Origin of the sequence: Enterobacter sp. SORGH_AS_0287, assembly GCF_031453695.1 — a bacterium.
GTDB classification, from domain to species: Bacteria; Pseudomonadota; Gammaproteobacteria; order Enterobacterales; family Enterobacteriaceae; genus Enterobacter; species Enterobacter ludwigii.
Genome location: NZ_JAVIZW010000001.1, coordinates 3,308,528 through 3,327,759 on the forward strand (window position 1 = coordinate 3,308,528; position 19,232 = coordinate 3,327,759).

At 55.7% G+C, this 19,232-nt stretch carries 14 protein-coding genes, 3 rRNA genes, 2 pseudogenes and 1 riboswitch; of the genes and pseudogenes, 10 read left to right on the top strand and 9 right to left on the bottom strand.

Features of this window, described 5'->3' with window-relative positions:
- Nucleotides 1-49 precede the first annotated feature (49 nt).
- The 3 genes from rrf to QE396_RS15710 all read right to left on the bottom strand — a co-directional run bounded on the left by rrf (nucleotide 50) and on the right by QE396_RS15710 (nucleotide 4,883).
- A 5S ribosomal RNA gene (gene rrf / locus QE396_RS15700) occupies nucleotides 50-165 on the bottom strand.
- Between the two features lie 63 nt (nucleotides 166-228).
- Nucleotides 229-3,135 (bottom strand): 23S ribosomal RNA (locus QE396_RS15705).
- Between the two features lie 208 nt (nucleotides 3,136-3,343).
- Nucleotides 3,344-4,883: ribosomal RNA gene (locus QE396_RS15710) — 16S ribosomal RNA — on the bottom strand.
- The 16S, 23S and 5S rRNA genes sit together here, the layout of an rRNA operon.
- A 562-nt stretch (nucleotides 4,884-5,445) precedes the next feature.
- Between QE396_RS15710 and purH the strand changes: the two genes are divergently transcribed.
- Both purH and purD read left to right on the top strand, forming a co-directional pair.
- A complete protein-coding gene (gene purH / locus QE396_RS15715; protein ID WP_044857198.1) occupies nucleotides 5,446-7,035 on the top strand; it encodes a bifunctional phosphoribosylaminoimidazolecarboxamide formyltransferase/IMP cyclohydrolase in 1,590 nt (529 codons plus the stop codon).
- 15 nt (nucleotides 7,036-7,050) lie between these two features.
- A complete protein-coding gene (gene purD / locus QE396_RS15720) occupies nucleotides 7,051-8,343 on the top strand; it encodes a phosphoribosylamine--glycine ligase (RefSeq protein ID WP_020882989.1) in 1,293 nt (430 codons plus the stop codon).
- 43 nt (nucleotides 8,344-8,386) lie between these two features.
- Here purD and QE396_RS15725 read toward each other — a convergent pair whose 3' ends face one another.
- From QE396_RS15725 to hemE, 5 genes are all read right to left on the bottom strand, one after another.
- The gene (locus tag QE396_RS15725; RefSeq protein WP_050737611.1) at nucleotides 8,387-9,079 is read right to left on the bottom strand and encodes a DUF1481 domain-containing protein; all 693 of its coding nucleotides are present in this window, start codon (nucleotides 9,077-9,079) and stop codon (nucleotides 8,387-8,389) included.
- 11 nt (nucleotides 9,080-9,090) lie between these two features.
- Complete coding sequence (hupA, locus tag QE396_RS15730; protein ID WP_002445246.1) at nucleotides 9,091-9,363, bottom strand: nucleoid-associated protein HU-alpha; 273 nt, start codon at nucleotides 9,361-9,363, stop codon at nucleotides 9,091-9,093.
- A gap of 186 nt (nucleotides 9,364-9,549) precedes the next feature.
- Nucleotides 9,550-10,140: a YjaG family protein gene (locus QE396_RS15735; protein ID WP_014168169.1), complete on the bottom strand. Its 591-nt coding sequence runs from the start codon at nucleotides 10,138-10,140 to the stop codon at nucleotides 9,550-9,552.
- A gap of 44 nt (nucleotides 10,141-10,184) precedes the next feature.
- Nucleotides 10,185-10,853 (bottom strand): deoxyribonuclease V, encoded by a 669-nt coding sequence (nfi, locus tag QE396_RS15740; protein ID WP_025206412.1) that lies wholly within the window; start codon nucleotides 10,851-10,853, stop codon nucleotides 10,185-10,187.
- Between the two features lie 9 nt (nucleotides 10,854-10,862).
- Entirely contained in the window at nucleotides 10,863-11,927 is a 1,065-nt protein-coding gene (gene hemE / locus QE396_RS15745) for a uroporphyrinogen decarboxylase (RefSeq protein ID WP_020882986.1), read from the bottom strand.
- A gap of 1 nt (nucleotide 11,928) precedes the next feature.
- Between hemE and QE396_RS23515 the strand changes: the two are divergent.
- A pseudogene (locus QE396_RS23515) lies at nucleotides 11,929-12,018 on the top strand (hypothetical protein); the annotation flags it as partial.
- On the opposite strand, the pseudogene nudC reads toward QE396_RS23515, so the two are convergent.
- Nucleotides 11,987-12,739, bottom strand: a pseudogene (gene nudC / locus QE396_RS15750) (NAD(+) diphosphatase); the annotation flags it as partial. The pseudogenes QE396_RS23515 and nudC overlap by 32 nt on opposite strands.
- 95 nt (nucleotides 12,740-12,834) lie before the next feature.
- Between nudC and QE396_RS15755 the strand changes: the two are divergent.
- The 7 genes from QE396_RS15755 to thiH all read left to right on the top strand — a co-directional run bounded on the left by QE396_RS15755 (nucleotide 12,835) and on the right by thiH (nucleotide 18,983).
- Nucleotides 12,835-13,332 carry an Rsd/AlgQ family anti-sigma factor gene (locus QE396_RS15755; protein WP_014168165.1) on the top strand — a complete coding sequence of 166 codons (498 nt, stop codon included), beginning with the start codon at nucleotides 12,835-12,837 and terminating at the stop codon, nucleotides 13,330-13,332.
- Between the two features lie 98 nt (nucleotides 13,333-13,430).
- Nucleotides 13,431-13,540, top strand: a riboswitch (TPP riboswitch).
- 78 nt (nucleotides 13,541-13,618) lie between these two features.
- Nucleotides 13,619-15,514 carry a phosphomethylpyrimidine synthase ThiC gene (thiC, locus tag QE396_RS15760; RefSeq protein WP_050737613.1) on the top strand — a complete coding sequence of 632 codons (1,896 nt, stop codon included), beginning with the start codon at nucleotides 13,619-13,621 and terminating at the stop codon, nucleotides 15,512-15,514.
- The gene (gene thiE / locus QE396_RS15765; protein ID WP_050737614.1) at nucleotides 15,514-16,149 is read left to right on the top strand and encodes a thiamine phosphate synthase; all 636 of its coding nucleotides are present in this window, start codon (nucleotides 15,514-15,516) and stop codon (nucleotides 16,147-16,149) included. Before thiC ends, thiE begins: the two co-directional genes overlap by 1 nt.
- Entirely contained in the window at nucleotides 16,142-16,897 is a 756-nt protein-coding gene (locus QE396_RS15770; protein ID WP_032679364.1) for a HesA/MoeB/ThiF family protein, read from the top strand. Before thiE ends, QE396_RS15770 begins: the two co-directional genes overlap by 8 nt.
- The gene (thiS, locus tag QE396_RS15775; protein WP_014168161.1) at nucleotides 16,881-17,081 is read left to right on the top strand and encodes a sulfur carrier protein ThiS; all 201 of its coding nucleotides are present in this window, start codon (nucleotides 16,881-16,883) and stop codon (nucleotides 17,079-17,081) included. Before QE396_RS15770 ends, thiS begins: the two co-directional genes overlap by 17 nt.
- A gap of 1 nt (nucleotide 17,082) precedes the next feature.
- Nucleotides 17,083-17,853, top strand: a complete 771-nt coding sequence (gene thiG, locus QE396_RS15780) for a thiazole synthase (RefSeq protein ID WP_014168160.1) — start codon at nucleotides 17,083-17,085, stop codon at nucleotides 17,851-17,853.
- Nucleotides 17,850-18,983 carry a 2-iminoacetate synthase ThiH gene (gene thiH, locus QE396_RS15785; protein ID WP_309951706.1) on the top strand — a complete coding sequence of 378 codons (1,134 nt, stop codon included), beginning with the start codon at nucleotides 17,850-17,852 and terminating at the stop codon, nucleotides 18,981-18,983. Before thiG ends, thiH begins: the two co-directional genes overlap by 4 nt.
- Nucleotides 18,984-19,232 lie beyond the last annotated feature (249 nt).

Here is a 19,232-nt window from a genome sequence, read left to right on the forward strand (position 1 = left end):
CCAAAGCAAAAAACCCCGCACCATACGGTACGGGGTTCTTTTAATTGATGCCTGGCAGTTCCCTACTCTCGCATGGGGAGACCCCACACTACCATCGGCGCTACGGCGTTTCACTTCTGAGTTCGGCATGGGGTCAGGTGGGACCACCGCGCTAAAGCCGCCAGGCAAATTCTGTAATCTGTATCAGCTGAAAATCGTCTCTCATCGCCAAAACATCTTCGGCGTTGTAAGGTTAAGCCTCACGGTTCATTAGTATCGGTTAGCTCAACGCATCGCTGCGCTTACACACCCGACCTATCAACGTCGTAGTCTTCAACGTTCCTTCAGGAGACTTAAAGTCTCAGGGAGAACTCATCTCGGGGCAAGTTTCGTGCTTAGATGCTTTCAGCACTTATCTCTTCCGCATTTAGCTACCGGGCAGTGCCATTGGCATGACAACCCGAACACCAGTGATGCGTCCACTCCGGTCCTCTCGTACTAGGAGCAGCCCCCCTCAATTCTCCAGCGCCCACGGCAGATAGGGACCGAACTGTCTCACGACGTTCTAAACCCAGCTCGCGTACCACTTTAAATGGCGAACAGCCATACCCTTGGGACCTACTTCAGCCCCAGGATGTGATGAGCCGACATCGAGGTGCCAAACACCGCCGTCGATATGAACTCTTGGGCGGTATCAGCCTGTTATCCCCGGAGTACCTTTTATCCGTTGAGCGATGGCCCTTCCATTCAGAACCACCGGATCACTATGACCTGCTTTCGCACCTGCTCGAGCCGTCACTCTCGCAGTCAAGCTAGCTTATGCCATTGCACTAACCTCCTGATGTCCGACCAGGATTAGCTAACCTTCGTGCTCCTCCGTTACTCTTTGGGAGGAGACCGCCCCAGTCAAACTACCCACCAGACACTGTCCGCAACCCGGATTACGGGTCTACGTTAGAACACCAGCCATTAAAGGGTGGTATTTCAAGGTTGGCTCCACGCAGACTGGCGTCCACGCTTCAAAGCCTCCCACCTATCCTACACATCAAGGACCAGTGTTCAGTGTCAAGCTATAGTAAAGGTTCACGGGGTCTTTCCGTCTTGCCGCGGGTACACTGCATCTTCACAGCGAGTTCAATTTCACTGAGTCTCGGGTGGAGACAGCCTGGCCATCATTACGCCATTCGTGCAGGTCGGAACTTACCCGACAAGGAATTTCGCTACCTTAGGACCGTTATAGTTACGGCCGCCGTTTACCGGGGCTTCGATCAAGAGCTTCGCGTTGCCGCTAACCCCATCAATTAACCTTCCGGCACCGGGCAGGCGTCACACCGTATACGTCCACTTTCGTGTTTGCACAGTGCTGTGTTTTTAATAAACAGTTGCAGCCAGCTGGTATCTTCGACTGATTTCAGCTCCACCCGCAGGGGCTTCACCTACATATCAGCGTGCCTTCTCCCGAAGTTACGGCACCATTTTGCCTAGTTCCTTCACCCGAGTTCTCTCAAGCGCCTTGGTATTCTCTACCTGACCACCTGTGTCGGTTTGGGGTACGATTTGATGTTACCTGATGCTTAGAGGCTTTTCCTGGAAGCAGGGCATTTGTTACTTCAGCACCGTAGTGCCTCGTCATCACACCTCAGCGTTAATAAGGAACCGGATTTACCTGGAACCTCCGCCTACATGCTTAAACCGGGACAACCGTCGCCCGGCTAACATAGCCTTCTCCGTCCCCCCTTCGCAGTAACACCAAGTACAGGAATATTAACCTGTTTCCCATCGACTACGCCTTTCGGCCTCGCCTTAGGGGTCGACTCACCCTGCCCCGATTAACGTTGGACAGGAACCCTTGGTCTTCCGGCGAGCGGGCTTTTCACCCGCTTTATCGTTACTTATGTCAGCATTCGCACTTCTGATACCTCCAGCACCCCTCACAGGACACCTTCAACGGCTTACAGAACGCTCCCCTACCCAACAACGCATAAGCGTCGCTGCCGCAGCTTCGGTGCATGGTTTAGCCCCGTTACATCTTCCGCGCAGGCCGACTCGACCAGTGAGCTATTACGCTTTCTTTAAATGATGGCTGCTTCTAAGCCAACATCCTGGCTGTCTGTGCCTTCCCACATCGTTTCCCACTTAACCATGACTTTGGGACCTTAGCTGGCGGTCTGGGTTGTTTCCCTCTTCACGACGGACGTTAGCACCCGCCGTGTGTCTCCCGTGATAACATTCTTCGGTATTCGTAGTTTGCATCGGGTTGGTAAGCCGGGATGGCCCCCTAGCCGAAACAGTGCTCTACCCCCGAAGATGAGTTCACGAGGCGCTACCTAAATAGCTTTCGGGGAGAACCAGCTATCTCCCGGTTTGATTGGCCTTTCACCCCCAGCCACAAGTCATCCGCTAATTTTTCAACATTAGTCGGTTCGGTCCTCCAGTTAGTGTTACCCAACCTTCAACCTGCCCATGGCTAGATCACCGGGTTTCGGGTCTATACCCTGCAACTTAACGCCCAGTTAAGACTCGGTTTCCCTTCGGCTCCCCTATACGGTTAACCTTGCTACAGAATATAAGTCGCTGACCCATTATACAAAAGGTACGCAGTCACCCCATAAAAGAGGCTCCCACTGCTTGTACGTACACGGTTTCAGGTTCTTTTTCACTCCCCTCGCCGGGGTTCTTTTCGCCTTTCCCTCACGGTACTGGTTCACTATCGGTCAGTCAGGAGTATTTAGCCTTGGAGGATGGTCCCCCCATATTCAGACAGGATACCACGTGTCCCGCCCTACTCTTCGAGTTCACAACCTGTGTGCTTTCGTGTACGGGACTGTCACCCTGTACCGTGCGACTTTCCAGACGCTTCCACTAACACACAAGCTGATTCAGACTCTGGGCTGCTCCCCGTTCGCTCGCCGCTACTGGGGGAATCTCGGTTGATTTCTTTTCCTCGGGGTACTTAGATGTTTCAGTTCCCCCGGTTCGCCTCGTTAACCTATGTATTCAGTTAACGATAGTGTGACGAATCACACTGGGTTTCCCCATTCGGACATCGCCGGGTCAAAGGTTCATATCACCTCGCCGGCGCTTTTCGCAGATTAGCACGTCCTTCATCGCCTCTGACTGCCAGGGCATCCACCGTGTACGCTTAGTCGCTTAACCTCACAACCCGAAGATGTTTCTTTCGATTCATCATCAGTTTGCGAAAATTTGAGAGACTCGAACACACATAACATGTGTGTCGTTTCAATTTTCAGCTTGATCCAGATTTTTAAAGAGCAAAATTTCACAATGCACTTCGCAGTACATTTTGAAATTTATCATTCATCAGACAATCTGTGTGAGCACTACAAAGGCAGGTTCTTTAAGGTAAGGAGGTGATCCAACCGCAGGTTCCCCTACGGTTACCTTGTTACGACTTCACCCCAGTCATGAATCACAAAGTGGTAAGCGCCCTCCCGAAGGTTAAGCTACCTACTTCTTTTGCAACCCACTCCCATGGTGTGACGGGCGGTGTGTACAAGGCCCGGGAACGTATTCACCGTAGCATTCTGATCTACGATTACTAGCGATTCCGACTTCATGGAGTCGAGTTGCAGACTCCAATCCGGACTACGACGCACTTTATGAGGTCCGCTTGCTCTCGCGAGTTCGCTTCTCTTTGTATGCGCCATTGTAGCACGTGTGTAGCCCTACTCGTAAGGGCCATGATGACTTGACGTCATCCCCACCTTCCTCCAGTTTATCACTGGCAGTCTCCTTTGAGTTCCCGGCCGGACCGCTGGCAACAAAGGATAAGGGTTGCGCTCGTTGCGGGACTTAACCCAACATTTCACAACACGAGCTGACGACAGCCATGCAGCACCTGTCTCAGAGTTCCCGAAGGCACCAAAGCATCTCTGCTAAGTTCTCTGGATGTCAAGAGTAGGTAAGGTTCTTCGCGTTGCATCGAATTAAACCACATGCTCCACCGCTTGTGCGGGCCCCCGTCAATTCATTTGAGTTTTAACCTTGCGGCCGTACTCCCCAGGCGGTCGACTTAACGCGTTAGCTCCGGAAGCCACGCCTCAAGGGCACAACCTCCAAGTCGACATCGTTTACGGCGTGGACTACCAGGGTATCTAATCCTGTTTGCTCCCCACGCTTTCGCACCTGAGCGTCAGTCTTTGTCCAGGGGGCCGCCTTCGCCACCGGTATTCCTCCAGATCTCTACGCATTTCACCGCTACACCTGGAATTCTACCCCCCTCTACAAGACTCTAGCCTGCCAGTTTCGAATGCAGTTCCCAGGTTGAGCCCGGGGATTTCACATCCGACTTGACAGACCGCCTGCGTGCGCTTTACGCCCAGTAATTCCGATTAACGCTTGCACCCTCCGTATTACCGCGGCTGCTGGCACGGAGTTAGCCGGTGCTTCTTCTGCGGGTAACGTCAATTGCTGTGGTTATTAACCACAACACCTTCCTCCCCGCTGAAAGTACTTTACAACCCGAAGGCCTTCTTCATACACGCGGCATGGCTGCATCAGGCTTGCGCCCATTGTGCAATATTCCCCACTGCTGCCTCCCGTAGGAGTCTGGACCGTGTCTCAGTTCCAGTGTGGCTGGTCATCCTCTCAGACCAGCTAGGGATCGTCGCCTAGGTGAGCCGTTACCCCACCTACTAGCTAATCCCATCTGGGCACATCTGATGGCAAGAGGCCCGAAGGTCCCCCTCTTTGGTCTTGCGACGTTATGCGGTATTAGCTACCGTTTCCAGTAGTTATCCCCCTCCATCAGGCAGTTTCCCAGACATTACTCACCCGTCCGCCACTCGTCACCCGAGAGCAAGCTCTCTGTGCTACCGTTCGACTTGCATGTGTTAGGCCTGCCGCCAGCGTTCAATCTGAGCCATGATCAAACTCTTCAATTTAAGTTTGATGCTCGTGAATTAAACTTCGTAATGAATTACGTATGTTCACTCAGAGACTTGGTATTCATTTTTCGTCCGAGGACGTTAAGAATCCATGTCACTTTGAGTGCCCACACAGATTGTCTGATAAATTGTTAAAGAGCAGTTGCGACGCGGCTTACAGCTCACCGTCGCGAGGTGGCGTATATTACGCTTTCCTCTTTCAGAGTCAACCCTGATGTTCAGGATTTTTTCTCTTCAACCGACCGGGTTAACTGTGAAGTGATTCACATCCGCCGTGTCGATGGAGGCGCATTATAGGGAGTTCTCTGCAGGCCGCAACCGCTAAATGACAGAAAAATGACTGACTGCTGCATTCCCCAGCAAAACCCCGCCTTATACCCTTTTACACACAGACTTATCCACAGAGATACGAAAAAGTGAAAATTCGCGAGCGTTGCGCAAACGTTTTCGTTAAAATGCTCGCGCTTAACAAGGATGCCTCGTCAGGTGTGTTAGATGAGTTTTTCGCTGGAAAATTCATCTAACGCTCTCTGTAATCGTGAAATCCAGGGGATTTACCATGCAACAACGTCGTCCAGTCCGCCGCGCTCTGCTCAGTGTTTCTGATAAAGCCGGTATCGTCGAATTCGCTCAGGCACTTTCTGCACGCGGTGTGGAGCTGCTTTCTACAGGTGGTACCGCTCGCCTGTTAGCAGAGAAAGGTCTGCCGGTAACCGAAGTGTCCGATTACACCGGTTTTCCGGAAATGATGGATGGACGCGTCAAGACCCTGCACCCGAAGGTCCACGGCGGTATTCTTGGTCGTCGCGGCCAGGACGACGGCATTATGGAAAAGCATGATATCGCGCCAATCGACATGGTCGTCGTTAACCTCTACCCGTTCGCGCAGACCGTTGCCCGCGAAGGCTGCTCTCTGGAAGACGCCGTCGAAAACATTGATATCGGCGGCCCAACCATGGTGCGCTCAGCGGCTAAGAACCATAAAGATGTTGCCATCGTGGTGAAGAGCAGCGACTACAACACCATTATTAATGAGATGGATGCCAACGAAGGGTCGCTGACGCTGGAGACGCGTTTCGACCTCGCCATCAAAGCATTCGAGCACACCGCCGCGTACGACAGCATGATCGCCAACTACTTCGGTAGCCTGGTGCCTGCTTATCATGGCGAAAGCACTGAACCTTCCGGCCGCTTCCCGCGTACGCTGAACCTGAACTTCATTAAGAAGCAGGATATGCGTTACGGAGAGAACAGCCACCAGCAGGCTGCCTTCTATATAGAAGAAGAGGTAAAAGAAGCCTCTGTTGCGACCGCACAGCAGGTTCAGGGCAAGGCACTCTCCTATAACAACATCGCTGACACCGATGCAGCGCTCGAGTGCGTGAAAGCGTTCAGTGAACCCGCCTGCGTAATCGTGAAGCACGCGAACCCATGTGGCGTAGCGGTAAGCGCCTCCATTCTTGACGCCTATGATCGCGCGTATAAAACCGACCCTACCTCCGCATTCGGCGGCATTATCGCCTTCAACCGCGAGCTGGACGCTGACACAGCACAGGCCATCATCTCCCGTCAGTTTGTCGAAGTGATCATCGCTCCTTCTGCATCCGACGAAGCCCTGAAAATCACCGCGGCAAAACAGAACGTGCGCGTACTGGTGTGCGGCCAGTGGGCTGAGCGCGTACCGGGTCTGGACTTCAAACGCGTGAACGGCGGTCTGCTGGTTCAGGATCGCGATCTGGGCATGGTCACCGCGGGCGATCTGCGCGTCGTGACGAAACGCCAGCCTACCGAGCAGGAACTGCGTGACGCGCTGTTCTGCTGGAAGGTTGCGAAGTTCGTGAAATCCAACGCGATTGTCTATGCAAAAGAGAACATGACCATCGGAATAGGCGCAGGCCAGATGAGCCGCGTTTACTCCGCGAAAATTGCCGGTATCAAAGCGGCCGATGAAGGTCTGGAAGTGAAAGGCTCGGCAATGGCCTCTGACGCCTTCTTCCCGTTCCGTGACGGTATCGACGCTGCTGCGGCAGTGGGCATTACCTGTGTTATCCAGCCTGGCGGCTCAATCCGTGACGACGAAGTCATTGCCGCTGCTGACGAACACGGCATTGCGATGATCTTCACCGACATGCGTCACTTCCGCCATTAATCCACGGAGCAGAAAATGAAAGTATTAGTCATTGGTAATGGCGGGCGCGAGCACGCTCTGGCGTGGAAAGCGGCCCAGTCGCCGCAGGTGAAAACCGTCTTTGTGGCACCGGGTAATGCCGGTACTGCGCTGGAACCCACGTTACAGAACGTCGCTATCGGCGTGACCGATATCCCGGCCCTGTTGAGCTTTGCTCAGCAGGAGAAAATCGATTTGACCATCGTGGGTCCGGAAGCGCCGCTGGTGATTGGCGTCGTTGACGCCTTCCGGGCTGCTGGCCTGCAAATCTTCGGCCCAACGGAAGGGGCTGCACAGCTGGAAGGTTCGAAAGCCTTCACCAAAGATTTCCTCGCACGTCATAACATCCCGACGGCGGAATATCAGAATTTCACCGAAGTAGAGCCAGCCCTGGCTTACTTACGTGAAAAAGGTGCGCCTATCGTTATCAAAGCCGACGGTCTGGCCGCCGGTAAAGGCGTTATCGTGGCGATGACGCTCGAGGAAGCCGAAGCCGCGGTTCAGGATATGCTGGCAGGCAACGCCTTTGGCGATGCGGGCCATCGCATCGTGATTGAAGAGTTCCTTGACGGTGAAGAGGCGAGCTTTATCGTGATGGTCGACGGCGAGCATGTTCTGCCGATGGCCACCAGCCAGGATCATAAACGCGTTGGCAATGCAGATACCGGGCCGAACACCGGCGGTATGGGCGCTTACTCCCCTGCCCCTGTGGTCACTGACGAAGTGCATCAGCGCACCATGGACCGCATTATCTGGCCAACCGTCAAAGGCATGGCTGCTGAAGGTAATACTTACACCGGTTTCCTCTATGCAGGCCTGATGATCGACAAGCAGGGCAATCCGAAGGTGATTGAGTTCAACTGCCGCTTCGGCGATCCGGAAACACAGCCAATCATGCTGCGCATGAAATCTGACCTGGTGGAACTGTGTCTTGCCGCCTGTGAAGGTAAGCTGGATGAGAAAACGTCTGAGTGGGATGAACGTGCTTCTCTGGGCGTGGTGATTGCTGCGGGGGGTTATCCGGGTAATTACAATACCGGTGATGAGATTCACGGTTTACCGCTGGAAGAAGTAGAAGGCGCGAAGGTATTCCACGCCGGCACGAAGCTGTCTGACGACGATCGCGTGCTGACCAATGGCGGCCGTGTACTGTGTGCGACCGCGCTGGGTCACACCGTTGCAGAAGCACAGAAGCGTGCCTATGCGCTGATGGCAGATATTCACTGGAACGGTAGCTTTAGCCGCCAGGATATCGGCTATCGCGCAATTGCGCGTGAGCAGGGCGAGTAATTCTTCAGCCAGCCCCTCTCCCGTCAGGGAGAGGGGACGTCACTCAAAAACTCTTTTCTGTCGGCTGCCAGGTGCAGAAGTCTTCGTTCGCGACCAGCAGCAGTTGAGAACCTTCCGGCGCTTCCAGCCACGCCACACTCACTTCCATTGATGAATGCCGCTGACGGCGCTCAATATGTTCGGTTGCCCAGGCTTCAAGCTCAGGCTTAACGGTTTGCCCTTCGCAGGTTGTTACCGTGCCATCGGCATGCCAGCGCCCCTGGCGCAGCACAACGCGTCCCTGACGCAGCGCATCGCTGGTCTGGCGGATTTGTTCGGCAAGATAACGATAGAGTGCGACTTGATCGCTGGAAAGCTGCTGTTTTTGACCGCTGACTTCCCGCTGCATAAAGCTCAGCTCACCATGGTCATCAAAACGCACTTTCACATGTTCGGGGGTCTTGCTGTAGACATTCAGTTCTATCAGCGACAGGTCATCGCCCTGCCAGCGATACTCCGCGGTCGACGTATTGCCGTTATGCCACGGACTGAAAGCAGAAAGCAGATGCACTTCGCCGCCAGAATCTTTGCGCCAGATCCTCACCGCACCCTGGTTGTCAGCGTAGCCGCTGGCGGTAAACGGTGGCAGAGAGGTGTCGTGGCTACAGGCGGACAGAAACATCACGCCCGCCAGCGCGAAAAGACCACGCCAGACAGACAAAAGGGGCGTTGCCGCCCCTTCGTTAAAACTGTTCACTGCCACGCGTCTTACTTAACAGCGTCTTTCAGTGCTTTACCAGAAACAAATGCCGGCACGTTAGCTGCGGCGATTTTGATTTCTTTACCGGTCTGCGGGTTGCGGCCAGTACGCTCAGCGCGGTGGTTCACTTTGAAGGTACCGAAACCAACCAGTTGTACAGCATCACCTTCTTTCAGAGACTCAGTAATAGCAGCCAGGGTAGATTCCAGAGCAGCTTTAGCCTGCACTTTAGACAGATCAGCCTTGTCCGCAATTACATCAATCAGTTGAGTCTTGTTCATAAGTTATCCTTTCAATGTGTTTATCGCTTGCTAAGCATCGAGTGCGACGAAAATGCCAAAAAAGCACTCTCCTGCATACACGCACCGATAGCCACTTTTTTTCGCCCCCCAAATGTAGACCAGACAAGGGGCGAAAGGGAAGAGTCGAGGAGCGACAAAACGAGCGTTATATCAAGTTTTGTTGTCTCATTGGTTAAAAATTATACCAATATTGCTCTCACCAGCCTCACGTAAGTCCGCACGGAGCCCTTTTATCAGCTCAATATCGCGTTCTTCACACTCTGCCAGCAGGCGGAAAATTTCCCACTGGATATCCCATTCCTGCTCAACCGCGGGGTTCACTCGCAGCTCTTCGTCGGTCATTTCCCGACCTTCCTGGGTCATTTCCAGCATCGCGACGGTCGTAATGGATGCCTTGCTGACTTCGATAGCATGCTCCAGGGTTTCACCGCTCAGACGGGAATGAATCAGTTCGCTTAATGCCACGCAGGCATCAATGGCCGGATAGACACCATACAGGTCGTAGTCATCCGCAGCCGGGATCGCCTCTTCAAGCTTTTCAAGCTGAGAGTCGAAGTTCACCTTAGCGTCTTTGACCGTCAGCGTCTCCCAGATTAAATCCAGGATGCGGCGATAAATCTGCCCTTCACCAAAGCCTGTCTGCTTGCAGAACGCGGCATAGTTGGGATACATGCGCTCGCACAGGCAAGCCATAAAAGTCACGTGCTGCCAGCTTTCCAGCTTCTCAAGGCGCAGATGAATCGGGTTTTGTAGCATGATGAGGTCTCGAATCGAAAATTAGCCGCAGTTTACCTGAATCATCACTGAATTTCTTGCCAACGCGTAAAAGCCGGACGCCCTGACGCTACCGCATCAGCCCAGCGGGTGGGCTCCGGTAAGCGATACCCTTTCATGCAGCGCTGCACCCACGCCAGCGCACTGTCCGTGCTCACCCGATGCCCGGTGGCGATAAACAGGGGGTTACAACGCGCTTTACTGCGCCAGACCCACGCCAGTTGCTCACCCTTATCGATGAGAGGTGCCAGCGCGCCTGGCTCGGCGGAGAGCGGCTCAAACGCACCGCACAGGCGTTTTTTAGCCACACCAATGGTGGGGACATCCACCAGCAGCCCAAAATGGCTGGCGACACCTAAGCGGCGCGGATGAGAGATACCATGGCCGTCGACAAACAGCAGGTCGGGTTTTTGCGAGAGTTGCTCCCACGCTGCCAGCAGCGCGGGATATTCACGAAATGAGAGAAAGCCAGGAATGTACGGCATGGTGGTGGCGATACGCGCCACCTTGTACTCCACCAGTTCCAGCGAGGGATACTTCAGCAGCACCATTGCCGCCCGCGTCACTTCACCTCCCTGCTCAAACCCCACATCTGCTCCGCCAATGTACTGCGGCGGGTCTGTGTCCAGACGATCCTCACGGATCACGGATGAGGCCAGTTCTATCTGTTGAGCGCGTAATGACGCGAGATCCATAACCACTCCTTACTGATGATAATGTGCAGAAAGTCGGTGCACCGCCTCCACAAACGCGCCAGCGTGTTCTGGCGGTACATCCTGATGAATACCGTGCCCGAGGTTGAACACGTGTCCTTCGCCCTGACCGAAACCAGCAAGAATGGAGGCCACCTCTTCCTCAATACGGGCAGGCTGAGCATAGAGCATAGACGGGTCCATGTTGCCCTGCAGCGCCACTTTGTCACCCACGCGACGGCGCGCATCGGCAATATCGGTTGTCCAGTCGAGACCCAACGCGTCACAGCCGGTTGCGGCCATGGCTTCCAGCCACTGCCCGCCGCCTTTGGTGAACAGCGTCACCGGTACCCGGCGACCTTCGTTTTCACGCAGCAGGCCATCGACGATTTTATGCATGTAATACAGCGAGAACTGCTGGTAATCGCGCCCGGTCAGCACGCCGCCCCAGGTATCGAAAATCATCACCGACTGCGCGCCTGCTTTAATCTGCGCGTTAAGATAGAGTGTGACGCTCTTCGCCAGCTTGTCGAGCAGCGTATGCAGCGCCTGTGGCTCCGCGTACATCATCTTTTTAATGACGGTAAAGGCTTTGCTGCTGCCACCTTCCACCATATAGGTCGCCAGCGTCCACGGGCTGCCTGAGAAGCCAATCAGCGGCACTTCGCCTTTCAGTTCACGGCGAATTGTGCGCACGGCGTTCATCACATACCCCAGCTCCTGCTCAGGATCCGGTACCGGCAGCTTATCAACGTCGGCTTTGCTTTTGATCGGGGAGGTGAAACGCGGACCTTCACCGGTTTCGAAATAGAGCCCAAGGCCCATGGCATCCGGAATGGTCAGAATGTCCGAAAAGAGAATAGCGGCATCCAGCGGGTAGCGGCGCAGCGGCTGGAGCGTCACTTCGCAGGCCAGCTCGGCATTTTTGCACAGCGACATAAAATCACCCGCCTGCGCACGCGTGGCTTTGTACTCTGGCAGATAGCGCCCCGCCTGGCGCATCATCCACACCGGGGTGACATCAACGGGCTGGCGCAGCAGCGCACGCAGATAACGATCGTTCTTCAGTTCGGTCATTTTGCAGTTCCTTATTGCGTCAGTCCGTGAGTGTAACACTACTCATACTCGGCCCGACACATTGCCACGGTATCTTCTATCAGCCGACGGGCTACCGTTCCCGGCGGGGGTAACAGTGGCAAATCGTCATAACGGTACCAGTTCGCGTCCAGCAGCTCTTTCTGGTCGATAACAATCTCACCGCTATCGTATTCGGCCATAAACGCCGTCATCAGCGACTGCGGGAACGGCCACGGCTGAGACGTCACGTAACGCAGGTTCTTCACCCGGATCCCGCTCTCTTCCATTACTTCACGCGCCACCGCCTGCTCCAGCGTTTCGCCCACTTCAACGAACCCGGCAAGAACAGTATGAATGCCGTTGCGATGGCGGGTATGTTGCGCCAGCAGGATGTAATCGTCTCGCCGGATAGCGACGATAATGCACGGCGCAATCTGCGGATAATAGCGTTCACGGCAGTGGCTGCAGAGCATGGCCCACTCGGTTTTGCTCGGGTGCATGGTATGCCCGCAGTATCCGCAGTATTTATGCGATCGGTAAAACTCGGCCAGCTGCACGCCACGGCCTGCCAGCTGGAACAGGCCCACATCGAGATCCAGCACCTGACGAACAGATCCCATGTCCTGGCGGCGAGGCTGCTGGATCAACCACACCGGCTCCCCTTGCCACTCGCCGATCTTCAGTGCAGGCTGACCAACGAGATCGAAACGATCGGCAGTGCCATGGGGTATTTCCCCACCGGGCAGCCATAATTTTTGTTCGTGACTGACAATCCACCAACCCAGATCTGATTTTTCAATAATACGATCCATATCTATTGCACTACCTTCGCTTCACTGACATGTTGTTAGCATTGTGGTTACATTTTGGATAAGCAGAATCAATTCTAAACCTTGCGGAGTCGAACATGTTAAACCAGCTAGAAAGCCTGACTGAGCGCGTTAGAGGAAGTAACAAACTGGTGGATCGCTGGCTACATGTGCGCAAGCATCTACTCGTGGCTTATTACAATCTGGTCGGTATTAAGCCTGGCAAAGAATCGTTTATGCGGCTGAATGAAAAAGCGCTGGATGATTTTTGTCAGAGCCTGGTCGACTACCTGTCCGACGGCCATTTCAATATTTATGAACGCATTATCCGCGAAATGGAAGGCACTAGCCCGTATTTAACGGCATCCAAACTCTACCCGCTGCTGGAAGCCAATACCCAGCAGATCATGAATTACTACGATTCCACCCTCGAGAACGCCATCGATCACGACAACTACCTTGAGTTTCAACAGGCGCTGTCCGATCTCGGCGAAGCGCTGGAAGAGCGATTCTCGCTGGAAGATAAGCTGATCGCTCTCGTGCTGGATAACGATTCTAAGGCCAGCAACGAAGATAACATCGCGCGGCCTGCTTGAGTTCTTAATCGTTAACGAGTAGTTTACAAACATTCGCCCCTCTCAGGAGGGGGTATTACACGAAATCATTCATGCGATAGCGCGAACGATGGCGTGTAAATTTCTTGTCGGAGTGCCCAGTGTGAAAGCACGGGCTGAGACCGTTAATTCGGGATCCGCGGAACCTGATCAGGCTAATACCTGCGAAGGGAACAAGAGTAAAACTGCTGTAGTATCGCCCCCGGGCGATCTCCTCTTGCTTCATCCGTCGTCTGACAAGCCATGTCCTTCACTTTTGGAATGAGCTATGTCTACTACTAAACTGACCCGCCGCGAACAGCGCGCACAAGCCCAACACTTCATCGACACCCTGGAAGGCACCGCTTTCCCGAACTCTAAGCGTATTTACATCACCGGCTCTCAGGCGGATATCCGCGTTCCGATGCGCGAAATCCAGCTTAGCCCGACGCTTCTTGGCGGCAGCAAAGAAAACCCGCAGTATGAAGACAACGAAGCCGTGCCAGTCTACGACACGTCTGGCCCGTACGGCGATCCTGATGTGGTCATTAACGTGCAGCAAGGTCTGGCAAAACTGCGCCAGCGCTGGATTGACGCGCGTAACGACTGCGAAGAACTGACGGTTCGCAGTTCTGCCTACACCAAAGAGCGTCTGGCCGACGACGGCCTGGACGAACTGCGCTTCGCGGGCCTGCTGACGCCGAAGCGTGCGAAAGCGGGCAAATGCGTTACCCAGCTGCACTATGCGCGTCAGGGGATCGTCACCCCGGAGATGGAGTTTATCGCCATCCGTGAAAACATGGGCCGTGAGCGCATCCGTAGCGAAGTGCTGCGCCACCAGCATCCGGGCGAAGGTTTCGGTGCCCGCCTGCCGGAAAACATCACCCCGGAGTTTGTGCGCGATGAAGTGGCCGCTGGCCGCGCGATTATCCCCGCCAACATCAATCACCCGGAATCCGAACCGATGATTATCGGCCGCAACTTCCTGGTGAAGGTCAACGCCAATATCGGTAACTCCGCGGTCACCTCCTCCATCGAAGAAGAGGTCGAGAAGCTGGTCTGGTCAACGCGCTGGGGCGCGGACACGGTAATGGATCTCTCCACCGGGCGTTATATCCACGAAACCCGCGAGTGGATCCTGCGTAACAGCCCGGTGCCTATCGGAACGGTGCCGGTCTATCAGGCGCTGGAGAAAGTGAACGGTATCGCTGAAAACCTCACCTGGGAAGCGTTCCGCGACACGCTGCTGGAGCAGGCTGAACAGGGTGTAGACTACTTCACCATCCACGCGGGGGTGCTGCTGCGCTACGTGCCGATGACCGCGAAGCGTCTGACCGGCATTGTCTCGCGCGGGGGCTCAATCATGGCGAAGTGGTGTCTGTCTCATCATCAGGAAAACTTCCTCTACGAACACTTCCGCGAGATCTGCGAAATCTGTGCCGCTTACGACGTCTCGCTGTCGCTGGGCGACGGCCTGCGCCCTGGTTCCATTCGTGATGCCAACGACGAAGCGCAGTTTGCCGAACTGCACACGCTGGGCGAGCTGACCAAAATCGCCTGGGAGTATGACGTGCAGGTGATGATTGAAGGCCCGGGCCATGTCCCCATGCAGATGATCCGCCGCAATATGACGGAAGAACTGGAGCACTGCCATGAAGCACCATTCTATACCCTGGGGCCGTTGACCACCGATATTGCCCCGGGTTACGACCACTTCACCTCCGGAATTGGTGCGGCGATGATCGGCTGGTTCGGTTGCGCCATGCTCTGCTATGTGACGCCAAAAGAGCACCTCGGTCTGCCCAACAAAGAGGACGTGAAGCAGGGGCTTATCACCTACAAAATTGCCGCCCACGCTGCGGACCTGGCGAAAGGCCATCCGGGCGCGCAAATTCGCGATAACGCGATGTCGAAGGCCCGCTTTGAATTCCGCTGGGAAGATCAGTTTAACCTCGCGCTCGACCCGTTTACCGCCCGCGCCTATCACGACGAAACCCTGCCGCAGGAGTCCGGCAAAGTGGCCCATTTCTGCTCCATGTGTGGGCCAAAATTCTGCTCGATGAAGATCAGCCAGGAAGTGCGTGACTACGCCGCCGCGCAAACCATTGAAGTGGGCATGGCGGATATGTCAGAAACCTTCCGCGCGAAAGGCGGCGAAATCTACCTCAAAAAAGAGGAGGCGTAATGTACCAGCCCGATTTCCCACCCGTGCCCTTTCGTTTGGGGCTCTACCCGGTGGTGGACAGCGTGGAGTGGATTGCCCGCCTGCTGGAGGCAGGTGTACGCACGCTGCAGCTGCGCATCAAAGATAAACGCGATGAGGAGGTGGAAAACGATGTCGCCGCCGCCATCGCGCTGGGGCGTCGGTATCACGCCCGCCTGTTTATCAACGACTACTGGCGACTGGCGATAAAGCACCAGGCCTACGGCGTGCATCTGGGTCAGGAGGACCTGGAGACCACAGACCTGAATGCCATCCGGGAAGCCGGTTTGCGCCTGGGTGTCTCGACCCATGACGATATGGAGATTGACGTGGCACTGGCGGCACGCCCTTCGTACATTGCGCTTGGACACGTCTTCCCGACGCAAACTAAACAGATGCCCTCCGCGCCACAAGGGCTGGCACAGCTGGCGGCTCACGTGAAGCGTCTTGCGCAGTACCCGACCGTGGCCATCGGCGGGATTAGCCTTGAACGCGCTCCGGCCGTGCTGGATACCGGTGTCGGCAGTATCGCCGTCGTCAGTGCCATCACCCAGGCCGCAGACTGGCAGGCCGCCACCCGGAAGTTCTTACAACTGGCAGGAGCAGGCGATGAATGATCGTGACTTTATGCGCTATAGCCGCCAGATCCTGCTGGAGGATATCGCCATCGACGGGCAGCAAAAGCTGCTCGCCAGCCGGGTTTTGATTGTCGGGCTGGGCGGATTAGGCGCGCCTGCCGCGCTCTATCTGGCCGGAGCAGGCGTGGGCACGCTGGTACTGGCCGATGACGACGAGGTGCATCTTAGCAACCTGCAGCGTCAAATCCTCTTCACCACCGAGGATATCAACCAGCCCAAAGTACACATTACCCGCCAGCGTCTGAACCAGCTGAACCCGGATATTGAGCTCATTGCGTGTCAGGAGCGGCTCAGCGGCGACAATCTGCTCCGAGAAGTCGCCCTGGCCGACGTGGTGCTGGACTGCACCGACAATATGGCAACCCGCCAGGCGATCAACGCCGCCTGTGTCGCAAAAAATACGCCGCTTATCACCGCCAGCGCGGTGGGGTTCGGCGGGCAGATGATGGTCCTGACACCGCCGTGGGCGCAGGGCTGCTATCGCTGTCTGTGGCCAGACGATGCTGAGCCAGAGCGTAACTGTCGCACCGCGGGCATTCTTGGCCCGGTTGTGGGGGTGATGGGTACCCTGCAGGCGCTCGAGGCCATCAAGCTGCTCAGCGGTATGGAGACCGAGCGCAACACGTTGCGGTTATTTGACGCCCGCTCCAGCGGCTGGCGTCATCTGGCGTTACACCGCGCCAGCCACTGCCCGGTATGTGGAGGCGGCAATGCGCATTCTGTTTAACGATGAGCCGATGAAATGCGAGGACGGGCTCACCGTTGCCGTGCTGCTCGATAAGCTTCGCCAGCTCAAGCCGGGAACGGCGCTGGCGCTCAATCAACAGATCCTGCCGCGCGAGCAGTGGGAACATCAGCAGGTCAGTGAAGGCGACCAGATCCTGCTGTTTCAGGTTATCGCAGGGGGCTGAGATGTTACGTATTGCCGATAAAGTCTTTGATTCACATCTGTTTACCGGAACCGGGAAATTCGCATCACCCCAGCTGATGGTCGATGCCATCCGTGAAAGCGGCAGCCAGCTGGTCACGCTGGCGTTAAAGCGCGTGGATCTGCGCCATCACAGTGATGCCATTCTGGCGCCTTTACTGGAAGCTGGCGTCACGCTACTGCCAAATACTTCCGGCGCGAAAACGGCCGAAGAGGCCATTTTCGCCGCTCAACTGGCGCGTGAAGCGCTCGGCACACGCTGGCTGAAGCTGGAAATTCACCCGGATGCTCGCTGGCTGTTGCCCGACCCGATCGAGACGCTGAAAGCGGCGGAAAAGCTGGTACAACAAGGGTTCATCGTTCTGCCTTACTGCGGTGCCGATCCAGTACTCTGCAAACGTCTGGAAGACGTTGGCTGCGCCGCCGTTATGCCGCTGGGCGCGCCTATTGGCTCCAACCAGGGGCTGGAAACCCGGGCAATGCTGGAGATCATCATTGAGCAGGCCACCGTGCCGGTGGTGGTGGATGCGGGTATTGGTGTACCAAGCCATGCCGCGCAGGCGCTGGAGATGGGGGCGGACGCGGTGCTGGTAAACACGGCCATCGCGGTTGCCGACGATCCGGTCATGATGGCGCGCGCGTTTCGCATGGCGGTGGAGGCTGGCCTGCTGGCACGGCAATCAGGCCCTGGCTCACGCAGTTTTCAGGCGCAGGCCACCAGCCCGCTGACCGGTTTTCTGGAGGCAATCTCATGACCACCTTTACCGACCGCTGGCGGCAGCTTAACTGGGACGACATTGCCCTGCGCATCAACAGCAAAACGCCGGTCGACGTCGAGCGCGCACTGAATGCGCGCCATCTGACCCGCGACGATTTAATGGCCCTGCTCTCCCCTGCGGCCAGCGCTTATCTGGAGCCGATGGCCCAGCGCGCCCAGCGTCTCACCCGACAGCGCTTTGGCAACACGGTGAGCTTTTACGTCCCGCTCTATCTCTCAAACCTGTGCGCCAATGACTGTACCTACTGCGGCTTCTCTATGAGCAACCGCATTAAGCGTAAGACGCTTGATGAGGAGGAAATCGCGCGCGAGTGTGCGGCTATCCGGGAAATGGGCTTCGAGCATCTCCTGCTGGTCACCGGTGAGCACCAGGGCAAAGTCGGAATGGACTATTTCCGTCAGCACCTTCCTGCCATTCGTCGTCAGTTCGCCTCGTTGCAGATGGAAGTGCAGCCCCTGTCGCAGGATGAGTATGCGGAGCTCAAAACGCTCGGACTGGATGGAGTGATGGTCTATCAGGAAACGTACCACGAAGCGACCTACGCCCGGCATCACCTGAAGGGCAAGAAACAGGACTTCTTCTTCCGCCTTGAAACGCCGGACAGGCTCGGACGTGCCGGGATCGACAAAATTGGTCTTGGTGCGCTGATTGGGCTTTCCGATAGCTGGCGCGTGGATTGTTACATGGTGGCGGAACATCTGTTGTGGCTCCAGCAGCACTACTGGCAGAGCCGCTACTCCATCTCCTTCCCCCGGTTGCGCCCGTGTGCCGGCGGGATTGAACCGGCCTCACTCATGGACGAGCGCCAGCTGATACAAACGATCTGCGCGTTTCGCCTGCTTGCCCCAGAGGTTGAATTATCGCTCTCAACACGTGAATCACCGGCGTTCCGCGACCGCGTGATCCCGCTTGCGATAAACAACGTGAGCGCATTTTCCAAAACACAGCCGGGCGGTTACGCCGATGATCACCCTGAACTGGAGCAGTTTGCCCCGCATGATGGACGACGTCCGGAAGCGGTCGCCGCGGCCCTGAGCGCGCAGGGGCTGCAACCGGTCTGGAAAGACTGGGACAGCTGGCTGGGAAGAGCCTCGCAATTACGCTGAAACATACTGCAACTCCGCAGAAATAAAACGAGGCGCCACGGAGAGTCACAACCGGATGATTGTCAGCTATCGTCCGGTTTTTTATTGTCATGTGGTCAGCAACGGACGCTGACCAGGGCGAAAAGCTTCTTCCTCGTTTCGCCCTGCCTCTGACTTATCGTGCACACTGAATTTCTGCTTTTATGAGTAATTTCTTAGCCATTCTTAAGATAAATCATCTCGTCTGAAATCGTGTTCCGTATAATTCAC